Origin of the sequence: Amycolatopsis benzoatilytica AK 16/65 (assembly GCF_000383915.1) — a bacterium.
Lineage (GTDB): Bacteria > Actinomycetota > Actinomycetes > Mycobacteriales > Pseudonocardiaceae > Amycolatopsis > Amycolatopsis benzoatilytica.
This window is the reverse complement of record NZ_KB912942.1, coordinates 3386744-3399388: the sequence shown is the minus strand read 5'-3', so window position 1 is coordinate 3399388 and position 12645 is coordinate 3386744. Positions and strand designations below refer to the sequence as shown.

Annotated in this window: 13 protein-coding genes; 10 read left to right on the top strand and 3 right to left on the bottom strand. The window is 70.8% G+C overall.

Features of this window, described 5'->3' with window-relative positions; genetic code table 11:
- Positions 1–153 precede the first annotated feature (153 nt).
- The 7 genes from xerD (at position 154) to AMYBE_RS0115515 (ending at position 7251) form a co-directional block, all read left to right on the top strand.
- A complete protein-coding gene (gene xerD / locus AMYBE_RS0115545; protein ID WP_034288640.1) occupies positions 154–1056 on the top strand; it encodes a site-specific tyrosine recombinase XerD in 903 nt (300 codons plus the stop codon).
- 133 nt (positions 1057–1189) lie between these two features.
- Positions 1190–2203 (top strand): ParA family protein, encoded by a 1014-nt coding sequence (locus AMYBE_RS0115540; protein ID WP_020660313.1) that lies wholly within the window; start codon positions 1190–1192, stop codon positions 2201–2203.
- On the top strand, positions 2200–2610 hold the full coding sequence (locus AMYBE_RS0115535) for a hypothetical protein (protein WP_020660312.1): 411 nt from the start codon (positions 2200–2202) through the stop codon (positions 2608–2610). The genes AMYBE_RS0115540 and AMYBE_RS0115535 overlap by 4 nt, the downstream gene beginning before the upstream one ends.
- Before the next feature lie 224 nt (positions 2611–2834).
- Positions 2835–3695 carry a segregation and condensation protein A gene (locus tag AMYBE_RS0115530; protein WP_211226947.1) on the top strand — a complete coding sequence of 287 codons (861 nt, stop codon included), beginning with the start codon at positions 2835–2837 and terminating at the stop codon, positions 3693–3695.
- A complete protein-coding gene (scpB, locus tag AMYBE_RS0115525) occupies positions 3692–4516 on the top strand; it encodes an SMC-Scp complex subunit ScpB (RefSeq protein WP_020660310.1) in 825 nt (274 codons plus the stop codon). The genes AMYBE_RS0115530 and scpB overlap by 4 nt, the downstream gene beginning before the upstream one ends.
- Complete coding sequence (locus AMYBE_RS0115520; protein WP_020660309.1) at positions 4506–5258, top strand: pseudouridine synthase; 753 nt, start codon at positions 4506–4508, stop codon at positions 5256–5258. Before scpB ends, AMYBE_RS0115520 begins: the two co-directional genes overlap by 11 nt.
- Positions 5259–5349: 91 nt before the next feature.
- Positions 5350–7251: a Xaa-Pro dipeptidyl-peptidase gene (locus AMYBE_RS0115515; RefSeq protein ID WP_020660308.1), complete on the top strand. Its 1902-nt coding sequence runs from the start codon at positions 5350–5352 to the stop codon at positions 7249–7251.
- A 68-nt stretch (positions 7252–7319) separates the two neighbouring features.
- On the opposite strand, the gene AMYBE_RS0115510 is transcribed toward AMYBE_RS0115515, so the two are convergent.
- The 3 genes from AMYBE_RS0115510 to AMYBE_RS0115500 are packed head-to-tail and all read right to left on the bottom strand — an operon-like array spanning position 7320 to position 9396.
- A complete protein-coding gene (locus AMYBE_RS0115510; protein ID WP_020660307.1) occupies positions 7320–8510 on the bottom strand; it encodes a cation:proton antiporter in 1191 nt (396 codons plus the stop codon).
- Entirely contained in the window at positions 8510–8992 is a 483-nt protein-coding gene (locus tag AMYBE_RS0115505) for a cation:proton antiporter regulatory subunit (protein WP_027927680.1), read from the bottom strand. Before AMYBE_RS0115505 ends, AMYBE_RS0115510 begins: the two co-directional genes overlap by 1 nt.
- Positions 8993–9027: 35 nt before the next feature.
- A complete protein-coding gene (locus tag AMYBE_RS0115500) occupies positions 9028–9396 on the bottom strand; it encodes a DUF4267 domain-containing protein (protein ID WP_020660305.1) in 369 nt (122 codons plus the stop codon).
- A gap of 215 nt (positions 9397–9611) precedes the next feature.
- Here AMYBE_RS0115500 and cmk point away from each other — a divergent pair, with 215 nt between their 5' ends.
- Genes cmk through der form a run of 3 tightly spaced genes read left to right on the top strand, consistent with a single transcriptional unit; the run spans position 9612 to position 12490 of the window.
- Positions 9612–10337, top strand: coding sequence for a (d)CMP kinase (cmk, locus tag AMYBE_RS0115495; RefSeq protein ID WP_020660304.1), 726 nt, complete (start codon positions 9612–9614; stop codon positions 10335–10337).
- A complete protein-coding gene (locus AMYBE_RS0115490; RefSeq protein WP_020660303.1) occupies positions 10334–10993 on the top strand; it encodes a lysophospholipid acyltransferase family protein in 660 nt (219 codons plus the stop codon). Before cmk ends, AMYBE_RS0115490 begins: the two co-directional genes overlap by 4 nt.
- A 15-nt stretch (positions 10994–11008) precedes the next feature.
- A complete protein-coding gene (gene der / locus AMYBE_RS0115485) occupies positions 11009–12490 on the top strand; it encodes a ribosome biogenesis GTPase Der (protein ID WP_034288636.1) in 1482 nt (493 codons plus the stop codon).
- The last annotated feature ends 155 nt before the right edge of the window (positions 12491–12645 follow it).

Below are 12645 nucleotides of genomic sequence, written 5' to 3'. Positions count from 1 at the left end.
GTCTGCTGGGCAGGCCGGTCTCCGCTGGGCAGGTCCGGGAAGGGCCCCTTTCCCGGCCTCGATGCCGACTGGCCGGGGACTGAGGTGCCGGGTTCTGTCGGTCCGCCGTCCTAGAGTGGCGGCGTGAGTGATGCAGGTGTCGAGGTGCGCGGCGTGATCGCCACGTACCTCGACCACCTCGTCGTCGAACGCGGCACCGCCCGCAACACCCTCGACAGCTACTCCCGGGACCTGCGCCGCTACGCCGCGCACCTGGAAGCGGCCGGGGTCACCAGGCTGCCCGACGTCAGTCCGCAGCACGTCACGTCGTTCGGCGCGGCGCTGCGCGAAGGCGACGCCGAACACCAACCGCTCGCCGCGTCGTCGGCCGCGCGGGCGTTGGTGGCGGTGCGGGGGCTGCACAAGTTCGCACACGCCGACGGGCTCACCGAGCACGATCCGGCGCGCGACGTCCGTCCGCCGGCCGCGGCCAAGCGGCTGCCGAAAGCTCTCCCGGTCGGCGACGTGCTCAAGCTGCTCGACACTCCGCCGCCGGACGGGGAACGCGCCCTGCGCGACCGGGCCTTGCTCGAATTGCTCTACTCCACCGGCGCGCGCATCTCCGAAGCCGTCGGGCTCGACGTCGACGATGTCGACGAAAGCGAGCGCACTGTCCTGCTCGACGGCAAGGGCGGCAAGCAGCGGCTCGTGCCGATCGGCCGTCCCGCGCTGGCCGCGCTCGACGCGTATCTCGTCCGCGCCCGGCCCGCGCTCGCCGCGCACGGCCGGGGCACCGCGGCGCTTTTCCTCAACGCCCGCGGCAGCCGGCTGTCCCGGCAGAGCGCGTGGCAAGTGCTCAAGGACACCGCCGAGAAAGCCGGCATCACCGCCGCGGTCTCGCCGCACACGCTGCGGCACTCGTTCGCGACACACCTGCTCGAAGGCGGCGCGGACGTCCGCGTAGTGCAGGAACTGCTCGGCCACGCCTCGGTGACCACGACGCAGGTCTACACGCTCGTCACCGTCACGACCCTGCGCGAGGTCTATGCCACCGCCCATCCGCGTGCGCTCGGATGATCACCGAGCGTCGCTCAAGGGCCTTCGCACGCTGGGGCGACTTGCCCCGCGCGACCCGGCGCGGCGCTTTGCCGGGGCTCCGGAATCCCGCATAGGCTGCCGGAGACCCCGCCGAGCAAGGAGCTTTCGCGCCATGTCGACACCGACACCGAACCAGCCGGAGGACCGGGCAGCATCAGCCGGGTCCGCCGGTTCGGCCGCGGCGAACCTCGAGCACGCGAAGATCGCCACGCCGGCGGAGCACGACGGCGACGAGCCGGAACGGCCGCTCAGCCGCGCCGAACGCGCCCGGATGCGGGCGAAAGACCGCGCGGAAAGCGGGATCGGGCCCACCGGCCGCCCGCTGCGCGAGATCCCCGAGCCGCCGCCGCTGGAGAAGCACGGGCCGGCTCAGGTGCTCGCCATGTGCAACCAGAAGGGCGGGGTCGGCAAGACCACGTCCACCATCAACCTGGGCGCCGCGCTCGCCGAATGCGGCCGCCGGGTGCTGCTCGTCGACTTCGACCCGCAGGGCGCGCTGTCGGTCGGCCTCGGCATCCAGCCGCACGAACTGGACCAGACGGTCTACAACGTCATCATGGAGCGCTCGGTCAAGATCGAGGAGGTGCTCCGGAAAACCCGCGTCGACGGCGTTGACCTGCTGCCGAGCAACATCGACCTGTCCGCGGCCGAGGTCCAGCTCGTCGCAGAGGTAGGGCGCGAGCACACGTTGTTACGGGTCCTTCGTCCGGTGATGAACGACTACGACTATGTTCTTGTCGACTGCCAGCCCTCGCTCGGCCTGTTGACGGTGAACGCATTGACCGCCGCGGACGGTGTGATCATCCCCCTGGAGTGCGAGTTCTTCAGTCTGCGAGGCGTCGCGCTCCTGATCGACACGATCGAGAAGGTGCAGGAACGCCTCAACCCCAAACTGGACATCACGGGGATTCTCGCCACGATGTACGACCCGAGAACCCTGCACTCGAAGGAGGTCATGGCTCGCGTGGTCGAGGCATTCGGCGACATCGTGTTCGACACGGTGATCAACCGCACCGTGCGGTTCCCCGAGACGACGGTCGCGGGCGAGCCCATCACGACCTGGGCTCCCAAATCGGCTGGCGCGGCGGCTTATCGCGCGCTCGCCCGTGAGGTGATCGCTCGGTGAGCAGGCGCGCTTCCCTGCCCGGAGCCTCCGAGCTGTTCCGCCTGACCTCCAGTCCAGCGACGCCCGCGCTCGAGCGGCCCGCCGTGCCCGCGCCCGCGGAACCGGTGTCCCGCAAGCCGGCCGCTCGCCCGGACACCGACCAGCTCGCCCGCAACGCGGCGCGCAGCGGGTCCGGGCGGACCAAGCACGACGCGAAGATCACCGTCTACGTGTCCGGCGAAGAACTGCTCGCGATGGAACAGGCCCGGCTGAATCTGAGGGCCAAGCACGATCTCGTCGTCGACCGCGGCCGGCTGGTGCGCGAGGCGGTCGCGGTGCTGCTCGCCGACTTCGACCAGCGCGGCGAGGATTCCGTGCTGGTACAGCGATTGCGGGCGGACTCCGAGGACGGCGGAGCCGAGGACTGATGGACGGACCGGCATCGGCCGAGCTGCCGGAGCCGGACCAGGCAGCACCCGGGAACACCGACGGCGCGGCGGCTCCCCTCGAGACGGGGGCCGCCGAAGCCGTTGCCGTTCCCGCCGACGCTTCGGCGGCAGTTTCCGGCGATGCTTCGGCGGCCGAGGCGTCGGCGGATCCCGAGCCGCCCGGGGAAACGGCGGAGACCGCCGTGCCGGAGGAGACTCCGGTCGTGCACGAGACCGTGCACGGCGGCACCATCCCCGAGGGTTTCGCCGCCGCGGACGAAGGATCCGCGAAGTTCAAGGTCCGGCTGCAGAATTTCGAGGGCCCGTTCGACCTGCTGCTGCAGCTGATCTCGCAGCATCAGCTCGACGTCACCGAAGTCGCCCTGCACCGGGTCACCGACGACTTCATCGCCTACACCCGGGCGCTCGGCTCGGACTGGAACCTCGACGAGACCACCGAGTTCCTGGTGATCGCGGCGACTCTGCTCGACCTCAAGGCGGCCCGGCTGCTGCCCGCCGCCGAGGTCGAGAACGAGGACGACCTTGCCCTGCTCGAAGCCCGCGACCTGCTGTTCGCGCGAATGCTGCAGTACCGCGCGTACAAGCAGGTGGCGGCGTTGTTCGGCGAGCTGGAAGCGGGTGCGCTGCGGCGCTACCCGCGCTCGGTCGCGTTGGAGGAGCGCTACCTCGGCCTGCTGCCCGAGGTGATGCTGGGCGTGTCGCCGCAGCGGTTCGCCGAGATCGCGGTGGCGGTCTTCCGGCCGAAGCCGCCGCCGCAGGTGTCCATCGCGCACATCCACATGGGCCGGGTGTCGGTGCGGGAGCACGCCGCGCTGCTGCGGTTGAAGCTCGCCGAGGCCGGCCAGGCGACGTTCAAAGAGCTGACCGCGGACTGCGAGCACACGGTCGAGGTCGTGGCGCGGTTCCTGGCGTTGCTGGAGCTGTACCGCGAATCGTCGGTGCAGTTCGACCAGCTGGAGGCGCTGGCGGAACTGCACGTTCGGTGGATTGGCGGCAGCGTCGCGGAAGCGTCCGCCGCCGCCGAGCACGACCGGGTCGCGGCCGAAGAGGAGGAGTACGGGTGAGCACCGAAGACGACCGAGCACCGGTCGAGGAGACCGTGCCGGACGCCGAGCCGCGGGAGCCCGAGCCGGACGCCGTGCCGGAGCCGGTCGAGCCGGCGAGCGCGCCCGAACCGGAGACCGTGCCGGAAGCACCCGAGCCGGAAATGCCCGAGCCGGACGCACCCGAGCCGCAGACCGCCGAGCCGGAGACCGCGGAAGCCGGGTCTGTCCTGGAAACCGGGGCCGCGGACGGAAGCGACGACGAGGGCCTCGTCGCCGTCGACAGCGGACTGCCCGACATCGAAGACGACGAACGGCTGGAAGCCGCGCTCGAAGCGCTGCTGCTGGTCGTGGACTCGCCGATCGGGGAGGACGCGCTGTCGGAAACGCTCGGCCAGCCGGTCGCCCGGGTGACCGTCGCGCTGCGCACCATGGCGCAGAAGTTCACCGAGCGGGCGAGCGGGATCGACCTGCGGCGCGTCGGCGAAGGGTGGCGGTTCTACACTAGGGACACCTACGCCCCGTTCGTGGAGAAGCTCCTGCTGGACGGCCAGCGGTCGAAGCTGACCAGGGCCGCGCTGGAGAGCCTCGCCGTGATCGCGTACCGGCAGCCGGTCACCCGGGCCCGGGTCGCTGCGGTGCGCGGGGTGAACGTGGACGGCGTGATCCGGACCCTGCTCGCGCGGGGGCTCATCGAGGAGATGGGCACCGACCCGGAGACCACGGGCACGCTGTATGTGACGACCGAGCTGTTCCTGGAGCGACTGGGGCTGTCGTCGCTGAACGACCTGCCCCCGATCGCTCCGCTGCTACCCGAAGTGGACACCATCGATGACATCTGACGAACACCCCGACGGCATCCGCCTGCAGAAGGTCCTGTCGCAGGCAGGCGTGGCCTCGCGCCGCGCCGCCGAGGACCTGATCGCGGCCGGCCGGGTGGAGGTGGACGGCGAGGTCGTCACCGAGCTGGGCCGCCGCGTCCGCCCGGACGCGGCCGTGATCCACGTCGACGGCACGCGCGTCAACCTCCGCGACGACCTGGTGTACCTCGCCTTCAACAAGCCCAAGGGCGTGCACTCCACGATGTCCGACGACCGGGGCCGCCCGTGCGTCGGCGACTACCTGCGCGGCCGGTGGGAGGAGACGCCGGGCGTGGTGCACGTCGGGCGGCTCGACGAGAACACCGAGGGCCTGCTGCTGCTCACCAACGACGGCGACCTCGGGCACCGGCTGATGCACCCGTCCTACCGGGTCCTCAAGACCTACTTCGCCGAGGTCGAGGGCCTGGTGCCGCGCGGGCTCGGCAAGGAGCTGCGGACCGGCTGGGAGCTGCCGGACGGGATCGTGAAGGTCGACCAGTTCCGGGTCAAGGACATGCACTCCGGCCGGACCATGATCGAGCTGGTGATCCACGAGGGCCGCAAGCACATCGTGCGCCGGCTGATGGCGTCCACCGGACACCCGGTGCGCAAGCTGGTCCGCACCGCGGTCGGCGACGTGCAGCTGGGCAACCAGCGGCCGGGCACCATCCGCCGGCTCAACCGCGGCGAGGTCGGCACGCTGTACCGCACCGTGGGACTCTGAGCGCGGTTCCCCACTTTCCGCCCTGGTGCCGGGTCCGCGCGGCCCGGTTGAGTGATCGTCAGCCGACGAGAACTCCGGAGGGCAACGGGAAATGCGTGTGCTGACAGGGCTGTGCGCCGCCGCGGTGCTGGCCGCCGGGCTGGTGGCGCCGGCGGCCGGGGCGGCCGCACCGGCGAGCGCGGCGAGCGAACCGCGGTACGACTACGCCGGGGCGATCCGCGAAACGGTGTGGGTCGACCTCGGCCGCGACGGCGACGGGGACGGCAAGCCGGACCGGGTCGCCGCGGACATCATCCGGCCGAAGGAGCCGGCCGCCGCGGGCAAGAAAATCCCGGTGATCATGGACGCCAGCCCGTACTACTCCTCGGTCGGGCGCGGCAACGAGACGCAGTTCAAGACCTACGACGCGCAGGGCCGCCCGGCCGGGTTCCCGCTGTTCTACGACAACTACTTCGTCCCGCGCGGGTACGCGGTGGTACTGGTGGACCTGGCCGGGACCAACCGGTCGACCGGGTGCGTCGACGTCGGGGGCGACTCGGACGTGCAGTCGGCCAAGAAGGTCATCGACTGGCTGAACGGGCGCGCGACCGGGTACACCGCGAAGTCCGGCGGCACGACGATGCGGGCCGGCTGGAGCGACGGCGGCGTCGGGATGATCGGCAAGTCCTATGACGGGACGATCGCCAACGGGGTGGCCTCCACCGGCGTCGAGGGCTTGAAGACGATCGTGCCGATTTCGGCGATCAGCTCCTGGTACGACTACTACCGGTCGGACGGGGCTTCCTTCGGGTTCGGCCCGGACGGGCTGGCCAAGACCGTCGAGCAGCGCAACGGCGGGCAGGACTGTTCCGCGGAGAACCAGCGGCTGGCGCGAGGGGCTACCGCCAACGGCGACTACGGGCCGTTCTGGGCGGAGCGGGATTACGTTTCCCGGGCCAAGAACGTGCGTGCCAGTGTGTTCGTCTCGCACGGGGTGAACGATCTGAACGTCATGCCGATCAATTACGGGCAGTGGTGGGACGCGCTCGCCGCACGGGGGGTGCCGCGGAAGATCTGGCTGGCGCAGACCGGACATGTGGATCCGTTCGACTACCGGCGGGCCGAGTGGGTCGACGCGTTGCACCGGTGGTTCGACCACTACTTGATGGGGATCGACAACGGGATCGACCGGGAGCCGATGGCCACCGTCGAGCGGCAGCCGGACCAGTGGGCCGATCAGGCTTCGTATCCGGCTCCGGGGGCGCGTTCGGTCGCCTTGTGGCCGCGGGCTGGCGCGGTGCCCGGAGTAGGAACGCTGGGGACTGGCCCGGCTTCCGGGGTCGCGTCGTTCACCGACGATCCGAAGGTGGGGGAGGACGCGTGGGCGGCGAATCCGTCGGCCACGTCAGCGAATCGCATCCTGTTCAGCACCGCTGCGCTGTCCTCGCCGGTGCAGGTCTCCGGCACCTCTTCGATCACCGTGACCGCTACGCCGAGCACCTCGTCGGCGCGGTTGTCGGCGATGCTGGTGGACTACGGTCCGGCGACGATCCGCAACTTCGCCGGGGCCGGGGAAGGGATCGTCACCGGAACTCAGCGGAACTGCTGGGGGGCCAGTACCGCTTCGGACAGTGCTTGCTATCTGGTCACCAGCGCGGACAAGAAGAACGTGGACTACACGATCATCAGTCGCGGGTGGGCTGATCTGGCGAACTACCAGTCGTTGAGCCGGGAAGCGACGTTGACGCCGGGGAAGGCGTACTCGATGACCTTCCGGCTGGCCAGCACGGATCACGTGGTTCCGGCCGGGCATCGGCTGGCGCTGGTGATCGGCGGGACGGATGCGGGGTTCCTCGCCGGGCCCGCCGATCCGGGGAAGCTGACGATTGATCTCGGGAAGACCTCGGCTCAGGTTTCGCTGGCCGGGGTTGTTCCGGGGCAGGCCGTCGGCGGCGCGGTGCCGGGCGGGGAGCTGGCGCATGTTCCGGCGAGTGCGCGGCCTGAGTTCCGCTGAAGCCGTGAAGGGAACATTGAGGGACTCTGAGTCCCTCAATGTTCCCTTCACGGACTGCGGGGGCGAGGTCAGCCGGCGGTGACTGTTGCCTTTGCGGTTGCCTTGCGGTGCAGCGCTTGTGCGATGGGTTCGACCACGCGGGCGGCGGTGGGGCCTAGGATCGCCATCAGCAGCACGTATGCCGTTGCCAGCGCGGCCAGTTCGCCGGTTACCGCGCCCGCGGCCACGGCCAAGCCGGCGATCACGATCGAGAATTCGCCCCGGGCCACCAAAGCCGCCCCCGCGCGGGCCCGGCCCAGTTTTCCGATGCCTTGCCTTCGCGCGGCCCACCATCCGGTGGCAACCTTGGTCACAGTGGTCACCACGGCCAGGACCACGGCCCAGCCCAGGACCGGCGGGATCGACGCGGGGTTGGTGTTGAGGCCGAAGACCACGAAGAAGACCGCGGCGAACAGGTCGCGCAGCGGCTCCAGCAGACGGGTCGCGTTGTGGGCGGTCGAGCCGGAGACCGCGATGCCCAGCAGGAACGCGCCGACCGCGGCCGACACCTGCATCGCCGACGCGAGTCCGGCCACCAGCAGCGCCGCGCCGAGGATCTTGAGCAGGAAGACCTCGCGGTCGTCGCTGTCCACCAAGGCTGACACGTAGCGGCCGAACTTCAGGGCGATCACCAGGACCACGGTGATCACCAGCAGCGAGATGCCGACCGCTTCCAGGCCGCCGAGCAGGCTCACACCGCCCAGGATCGCGGTGAGGATCGGCAGGTACAGCGCCATCACCAGGTCTTCGAACACCAGGATCGACAGCACTACCGGGGTTTCCCGGTTGCCGAGCCGGCCCAGGTCGCCCAGGACCTTCGCGATGATTCCGGACGACGAGATGTAGGTGACGCCTGCCATGACGATCGCGCCGATCGGGCCCCAGCCGAGGATCAGCGCGACCGCCGCGCCGGGGGCCGCGTTCAGGACGATGTCCACCAGGCCGGCGGTCCACGAGCGGCGCAGGCCGGTGAACAGCTCCGCCGCCGAGTACTCCAGTCCCAGCAGCAGGAGCAGCAGCACCACGCCGATCTCGCTGGCCAGGTGGGTGAAGTCGCCGATGTCGCCGAGCGGGATCAGCCCGCCTTGGCCGAAGCACAGGCCGCCCAGCAGGTACAGGGGGATGGGGGAGAGGCCGATCTTGCCGGCGAGCCTGCCCAGCGCGCCGAGCACGAAGAAGACGGCGCCGAGCTCGATCAGCGAGAGTGCGGTGTGGTCCATCAGCCGTGCTTGAGGATCTTGGCGGCGGCTTCCAGTCCCTCGGACGTGCCGACCACGACGAGCAGATCGCCCGCGGTGAACAGGAAGTCCGGCGCCGGCGACGGGTGCACCTGGCCGGCCCGCATCACCGCGACGATCGAGACGCTGGTGCGGGTGCGCATGGCGGTGTCGCCCAGCGAACGGCCGTCGAACGGGCTGTCCGCGGTGATCGCCAGCTGCTTGGTGTTGATGCCCGGCAGCTCCCGGTGCTCCTCGTTGAGCTGCGCCACCAGCTGCGGCGCGCCGAGGAGGTTCGAGAGGGCGCCTGCCTCGTCCGCGGTCAGCGGCAGCGACGCGAGGCAAGCGTCCGGGTCGTCCGATTTCGAGACGATCAGCTCGATCTTGCCGTCCCGCTGGGTGACGACGCCGATGCGGCGTCCCGCGCGCGTGGCGAAGTCCTTGCGGACACCGATTCCGGGAAGAGGGGTGACTTCGACGTTCACCGTTTCACCGTAACTCATTGTCCGTTTCGCGGTGTTCAGACCAGCAGGAGCAGCACGGACACGACGGCCATGACGACGGCGGTGGCCCCGTGCACGCCGAACGCGATCGCCTTCTTTCCCTTGTGCAGCAGGATCGCCGTCAGGTCGCCGAGCGGCATGAACACCTCGGCCAGCAGGACCCAGCCGGCGATGTGCGGTCCGCCCGCGAGCAGTGCGACGACCAGCACCAGTCCGAGGCCGAGGTCTCGGACGCCCTTGATGGTGTAGAGCGGGTTCGGGCCGGCCGGGACGGTCGTGAATCCGAAGCCGGCGGCGTTCTTCTCCGGTGCGAACAGGTACAGCAGTCCGATGTAGAAGATGCCGAGCGCGAGCAGGGCGGTGAGGACGTAGGCGGTGACGAGCATGGGGCCCTCCAGGAAATCTAGCACTGCTAGGAACGAGGGCAACGCTAACAGTGCGGCGCTATATTGTCTAGCGCCGCTAGAACGGCGAGCGCGGTCCGGCCCGGGGCACCGCCTGAGCCGCCGGGACCGGTTGCGGGCACAATGAGCGGCGGCCCATCGGCCGGACTGCACGCCACTACGCGAGGAGAGAATCGGTGACGGGAGCCCTACGTGGGGTGGTCGCGCTGGACGGCCCGTCGGGAACCGGCAAGACCACGGTGGCGCGCAAGCTCGCCGGCCGGCTGAGCGCTCGCTACCTCGACACCGGTGCGATGTACCGCGTGGTCACGCTGGCCGTGCTGCGCTCCGGAATCGACCTGGCCGACGAGCACGCGGTCGGCAACTTCGCGCACGAGGTCGACTTCGCGCTCGGCACCGACCCGGAATCTCCGGACGTGCGGCTCGGCGGCGAGGACGTCGCGGCCGAGATCCGCGGACCCGAGGTGACCAAGGCGGTGTCGCCGGTTTCGGCGGTCGCGCAGGTGCGCGAAGTGCTGGTCGCCCGGCAGCGGCGGATGATCGCCGACGCGGTCGCGCGCGACGGCGGGATCGTCGTGGAGGGCCGGGACATCGGCACGACCGTCGCCCCGGACGCCCCGCTCAAGGTCTACCTCACCGCCTCGGCCGAGGTCCGCGCCGCGCGGCGGAACAACCAGGACGCCGCCGCGGGCCGCGAGTCGAGCGTCGAATCGGCGCGCGAGTCCGTCGAGCGGCGCGATCGGATCGACTCCACCCGCGCCGCCTCGCCGCTGCGCGCGGCCGGGGACTCGGTCCAGGTGGACACTTCCGAGCTGAGCCTCGACCAGGTGCTTGTCGCGGTGACCGAGCTCGCCCGCAGCCGCGGGCTGCTCGGCGACTGCCCGGCCGAGCCGGTCGCCGCCGGGGCCGGGGTCCTCTCGTGAACGCGGGCGCCCTCCCCGAGGGCGCGAACGGCCTCCTGCATGACGTCGGGCGATTCGCCGGACGGTATTATCTGCGTCCGGCGTTCCGGATCCGGGTGCACGGCCGCGACCGGGTGCCCGCGGACGGCCCGCTGCTGGTGATCGCGAACCACAGTTCGAATGTCGATCCGCAGCTGGTGATCGGAATGCTTCCGCGGCGCAGCGCGTTCTTGGCCAAGGCCGAGCTGTTCAAGGGGATCGGCGGCTGGTTCCTGCGCGGGATCGGGCAGATCCCGGTGCGCCGGGGCGAGATCGACCGGACGCCGCTGACCACGGCGGTCGGAGTGCTCAAGGCGGGCGGCGCGGTCGGGGTCTTCCCGGAGGGCACCCGCGGCGAGGGCGACGTCGGAGCGGCCGAACGCGGCGCGGCATGGCTCGTGCGCGCGTCGGGAGCCACCGTGCTGCCGATCGCGATTCGCGGGACGCGCAAGCCCGCCGACGGCAAACGCCGGTGGCGCCCGCGCGTGGACCTCCTCTACGGGGAGCCGTTCGCGCTGAAGGTCGGTCCGGGCCGCAAGGGCCTGGACCAAGGCACCGAGGAGCTGCGCAGGCAGCTCGCGGCGCTCGTGCAGTCTTTGGACGACTGGCGCGGCGAACACGGGTTCGCCGCGTCGTAGGTGAAGTGGGAAACGATGACAGGGTTTGACGCCGCCGACGGATCGGTGGACGGGCTGGGCGAGATCGACGGGACCTGGGCCGACGAGTCCGAGTTCGCCGCGTTCGACGCGCGGATCGAGGCCGCGGAAGCCGAGGGCCAGGCTGCCGCCGCGCAGCCGGTGCTCGCCGTGGTCGGCCGGCCGAACGTGGGCAAGTCCACGCTGGTCAACCGCATCCTCGGCCGCCGCGAAGCGGTCGTGCAGGACGTGCCGGGGGTGACCCGCGACCGGGTCGCCTACGACGCGTTCTGGGCCGGGCGCCGGTTCACGCTGGTCGACACCGGCGGCTGGGAGCCGGACGCCACCGGGCTGCAGGCTTCGGTCGCGCAGCAGGCCGAGATGGCCATGCAGACCGCGGACGCGGTGCTGCTGGTGATCGACGCGACGGTCGGCGCCACCGCCACCGACGAAGCGGTCGCGCGGGTGCTGCGCCGCTCGAAGAAGCCGGTGCTGCTGGCCGCGAACAAGGTGGACGACGACCGGCTGCTGGCCGACACCGCATCGCTGTGGTCGCTGGGCCTCGGCCAGCCGTACCCGGTCAGTGCGCTGCACGGGCGCAGCTCGGGCGACCTGCTCGACGCCATCATGGCCGCGCTGCCCGAGGCGCCGCGCGAAGGCGGCACGGCGACCGCCGGGCCGCGCCGCGTCGCGCTGGTCGGCAAGCCGAACGTCGGCAAGTCCAGTCTGCTCAACCGGCTGTCCGGCGAAGAGCGCTCGGTGGTCGACTCGGTGGCCGGCACCACCGTCGACCCGGTCGACTCGCTGGTCGAGCTGGACGGCGAGGTCTGGCGCTTCGTGGACACCGCGGGACTGCGCAAGCGGGTCAACTTCGCGGACGGCGCGGAGTACTACGCCTCGCTGCGCACCAAGACCGCGATCGACGCGGCCGAGGTGGCGATCGTGCTGCTGGACGCTTCCGAGCCGCTGACCGAGCAGGACCTGCGGGTGCTGACGATGGTGGTCGAGGCGGGCCGCGCGTGCGTGCTCGCGTTCAACAAGTGGGACCTGGTCGACGAGGACCGCCGGCATGCCATGGTGCGCGAGCTGGACCGCGGCCTGGTCCGGGTGCCGTGGGCGGAGAAGGTGAACATCTCCGCGCTCACCGGCCGGGCGGTGCGCAAGCTCGCGCCCGCGCTGCGCACCGCGCTGTCGTCCTGGGACCAGCGCGTGTCCACCGGCCAGCTCAACGGCTGGCTGTCCGACCTCGTCGCGGCCACCCCGCCGCCGGTGCGCGGCGGCAAGCAGCCGAAGGTGCTGTTCGCGACCCAGGCCGGCATCCGGCCGCCGACGCTGGTGCTGTTCACCACCGGGTTCCTCGAGGCCGGCTACCGCCGGTTCATCGAGCGCAAATTCCGCGAGCAGTTCGGCTTCGCAGGCAGCCCCGTCCGGGTGAATGTGCGCGTCCGGGAAAAGAAGCCGAAGCAGAAGATCGGCGGGAAAGCGGCGAAAACCCGCTGACCCTTTTGCGGCGACCCCAATGCCACATTGGGTGCGTGCCACGCACCCAATGTGGCATTGGGTGCATCACATGCACCCAATGCCACATTGGGGTTATTCCTTACCGGACCTGCGGACGGTGATGTCCGACACGCGGCTGTGACCCTAGCGCGACC

What these genes read in the sequence shown, in the direction of transcription:
- AMYBE_RS0115540 (WP_020660313.1), top strand. Translation starts at nt 1,190, where the DNA reads ATGTCGACACCGACACCGAACCAGCCGGAGGACCGGGCAGCATCAGCC.
- AMYBE_RS0115520 (WP_020660309.1), top strand. Translation starts at nt 4,506, where the DNA reads ATGACATCTGACGAACACCCCGACGGCATCCGCCTGCAGAAGGTCCTG.
- der (WP_034288636.1), top strand. Translation starts at nt 11,009, where the DNA reads ATGACAGGGTTTGACGCCGCCGACGGATCGGTGGACGGGCTGGGCGAG.
- AMYBE_RS0115510 (WP_020660307.1), bottom strand. Translation starts at nt 8,510, where the DNA reads ATGGACCACACCGCACTCTCGCTGATCGAGCTCGGCGCCGTCTTCTTC.
- AMYBE_RS0115515 (WP_020660308.1), top strand. Translation starts at nt 5,350, where the DNA reads ATGCGTGTGCTGACAGGGCTGTGCGCCGCCGCGGTGCTGGCCGCCGGG.
- AMYBE_RS0115500 (WP_020660305.1), bottom strand. Translation starts at nt 9,396, where the DNA reads ATGCTCGTCACCGCCTACGTCCTCACCGCCCTGCTCGCGCTCGGCATC.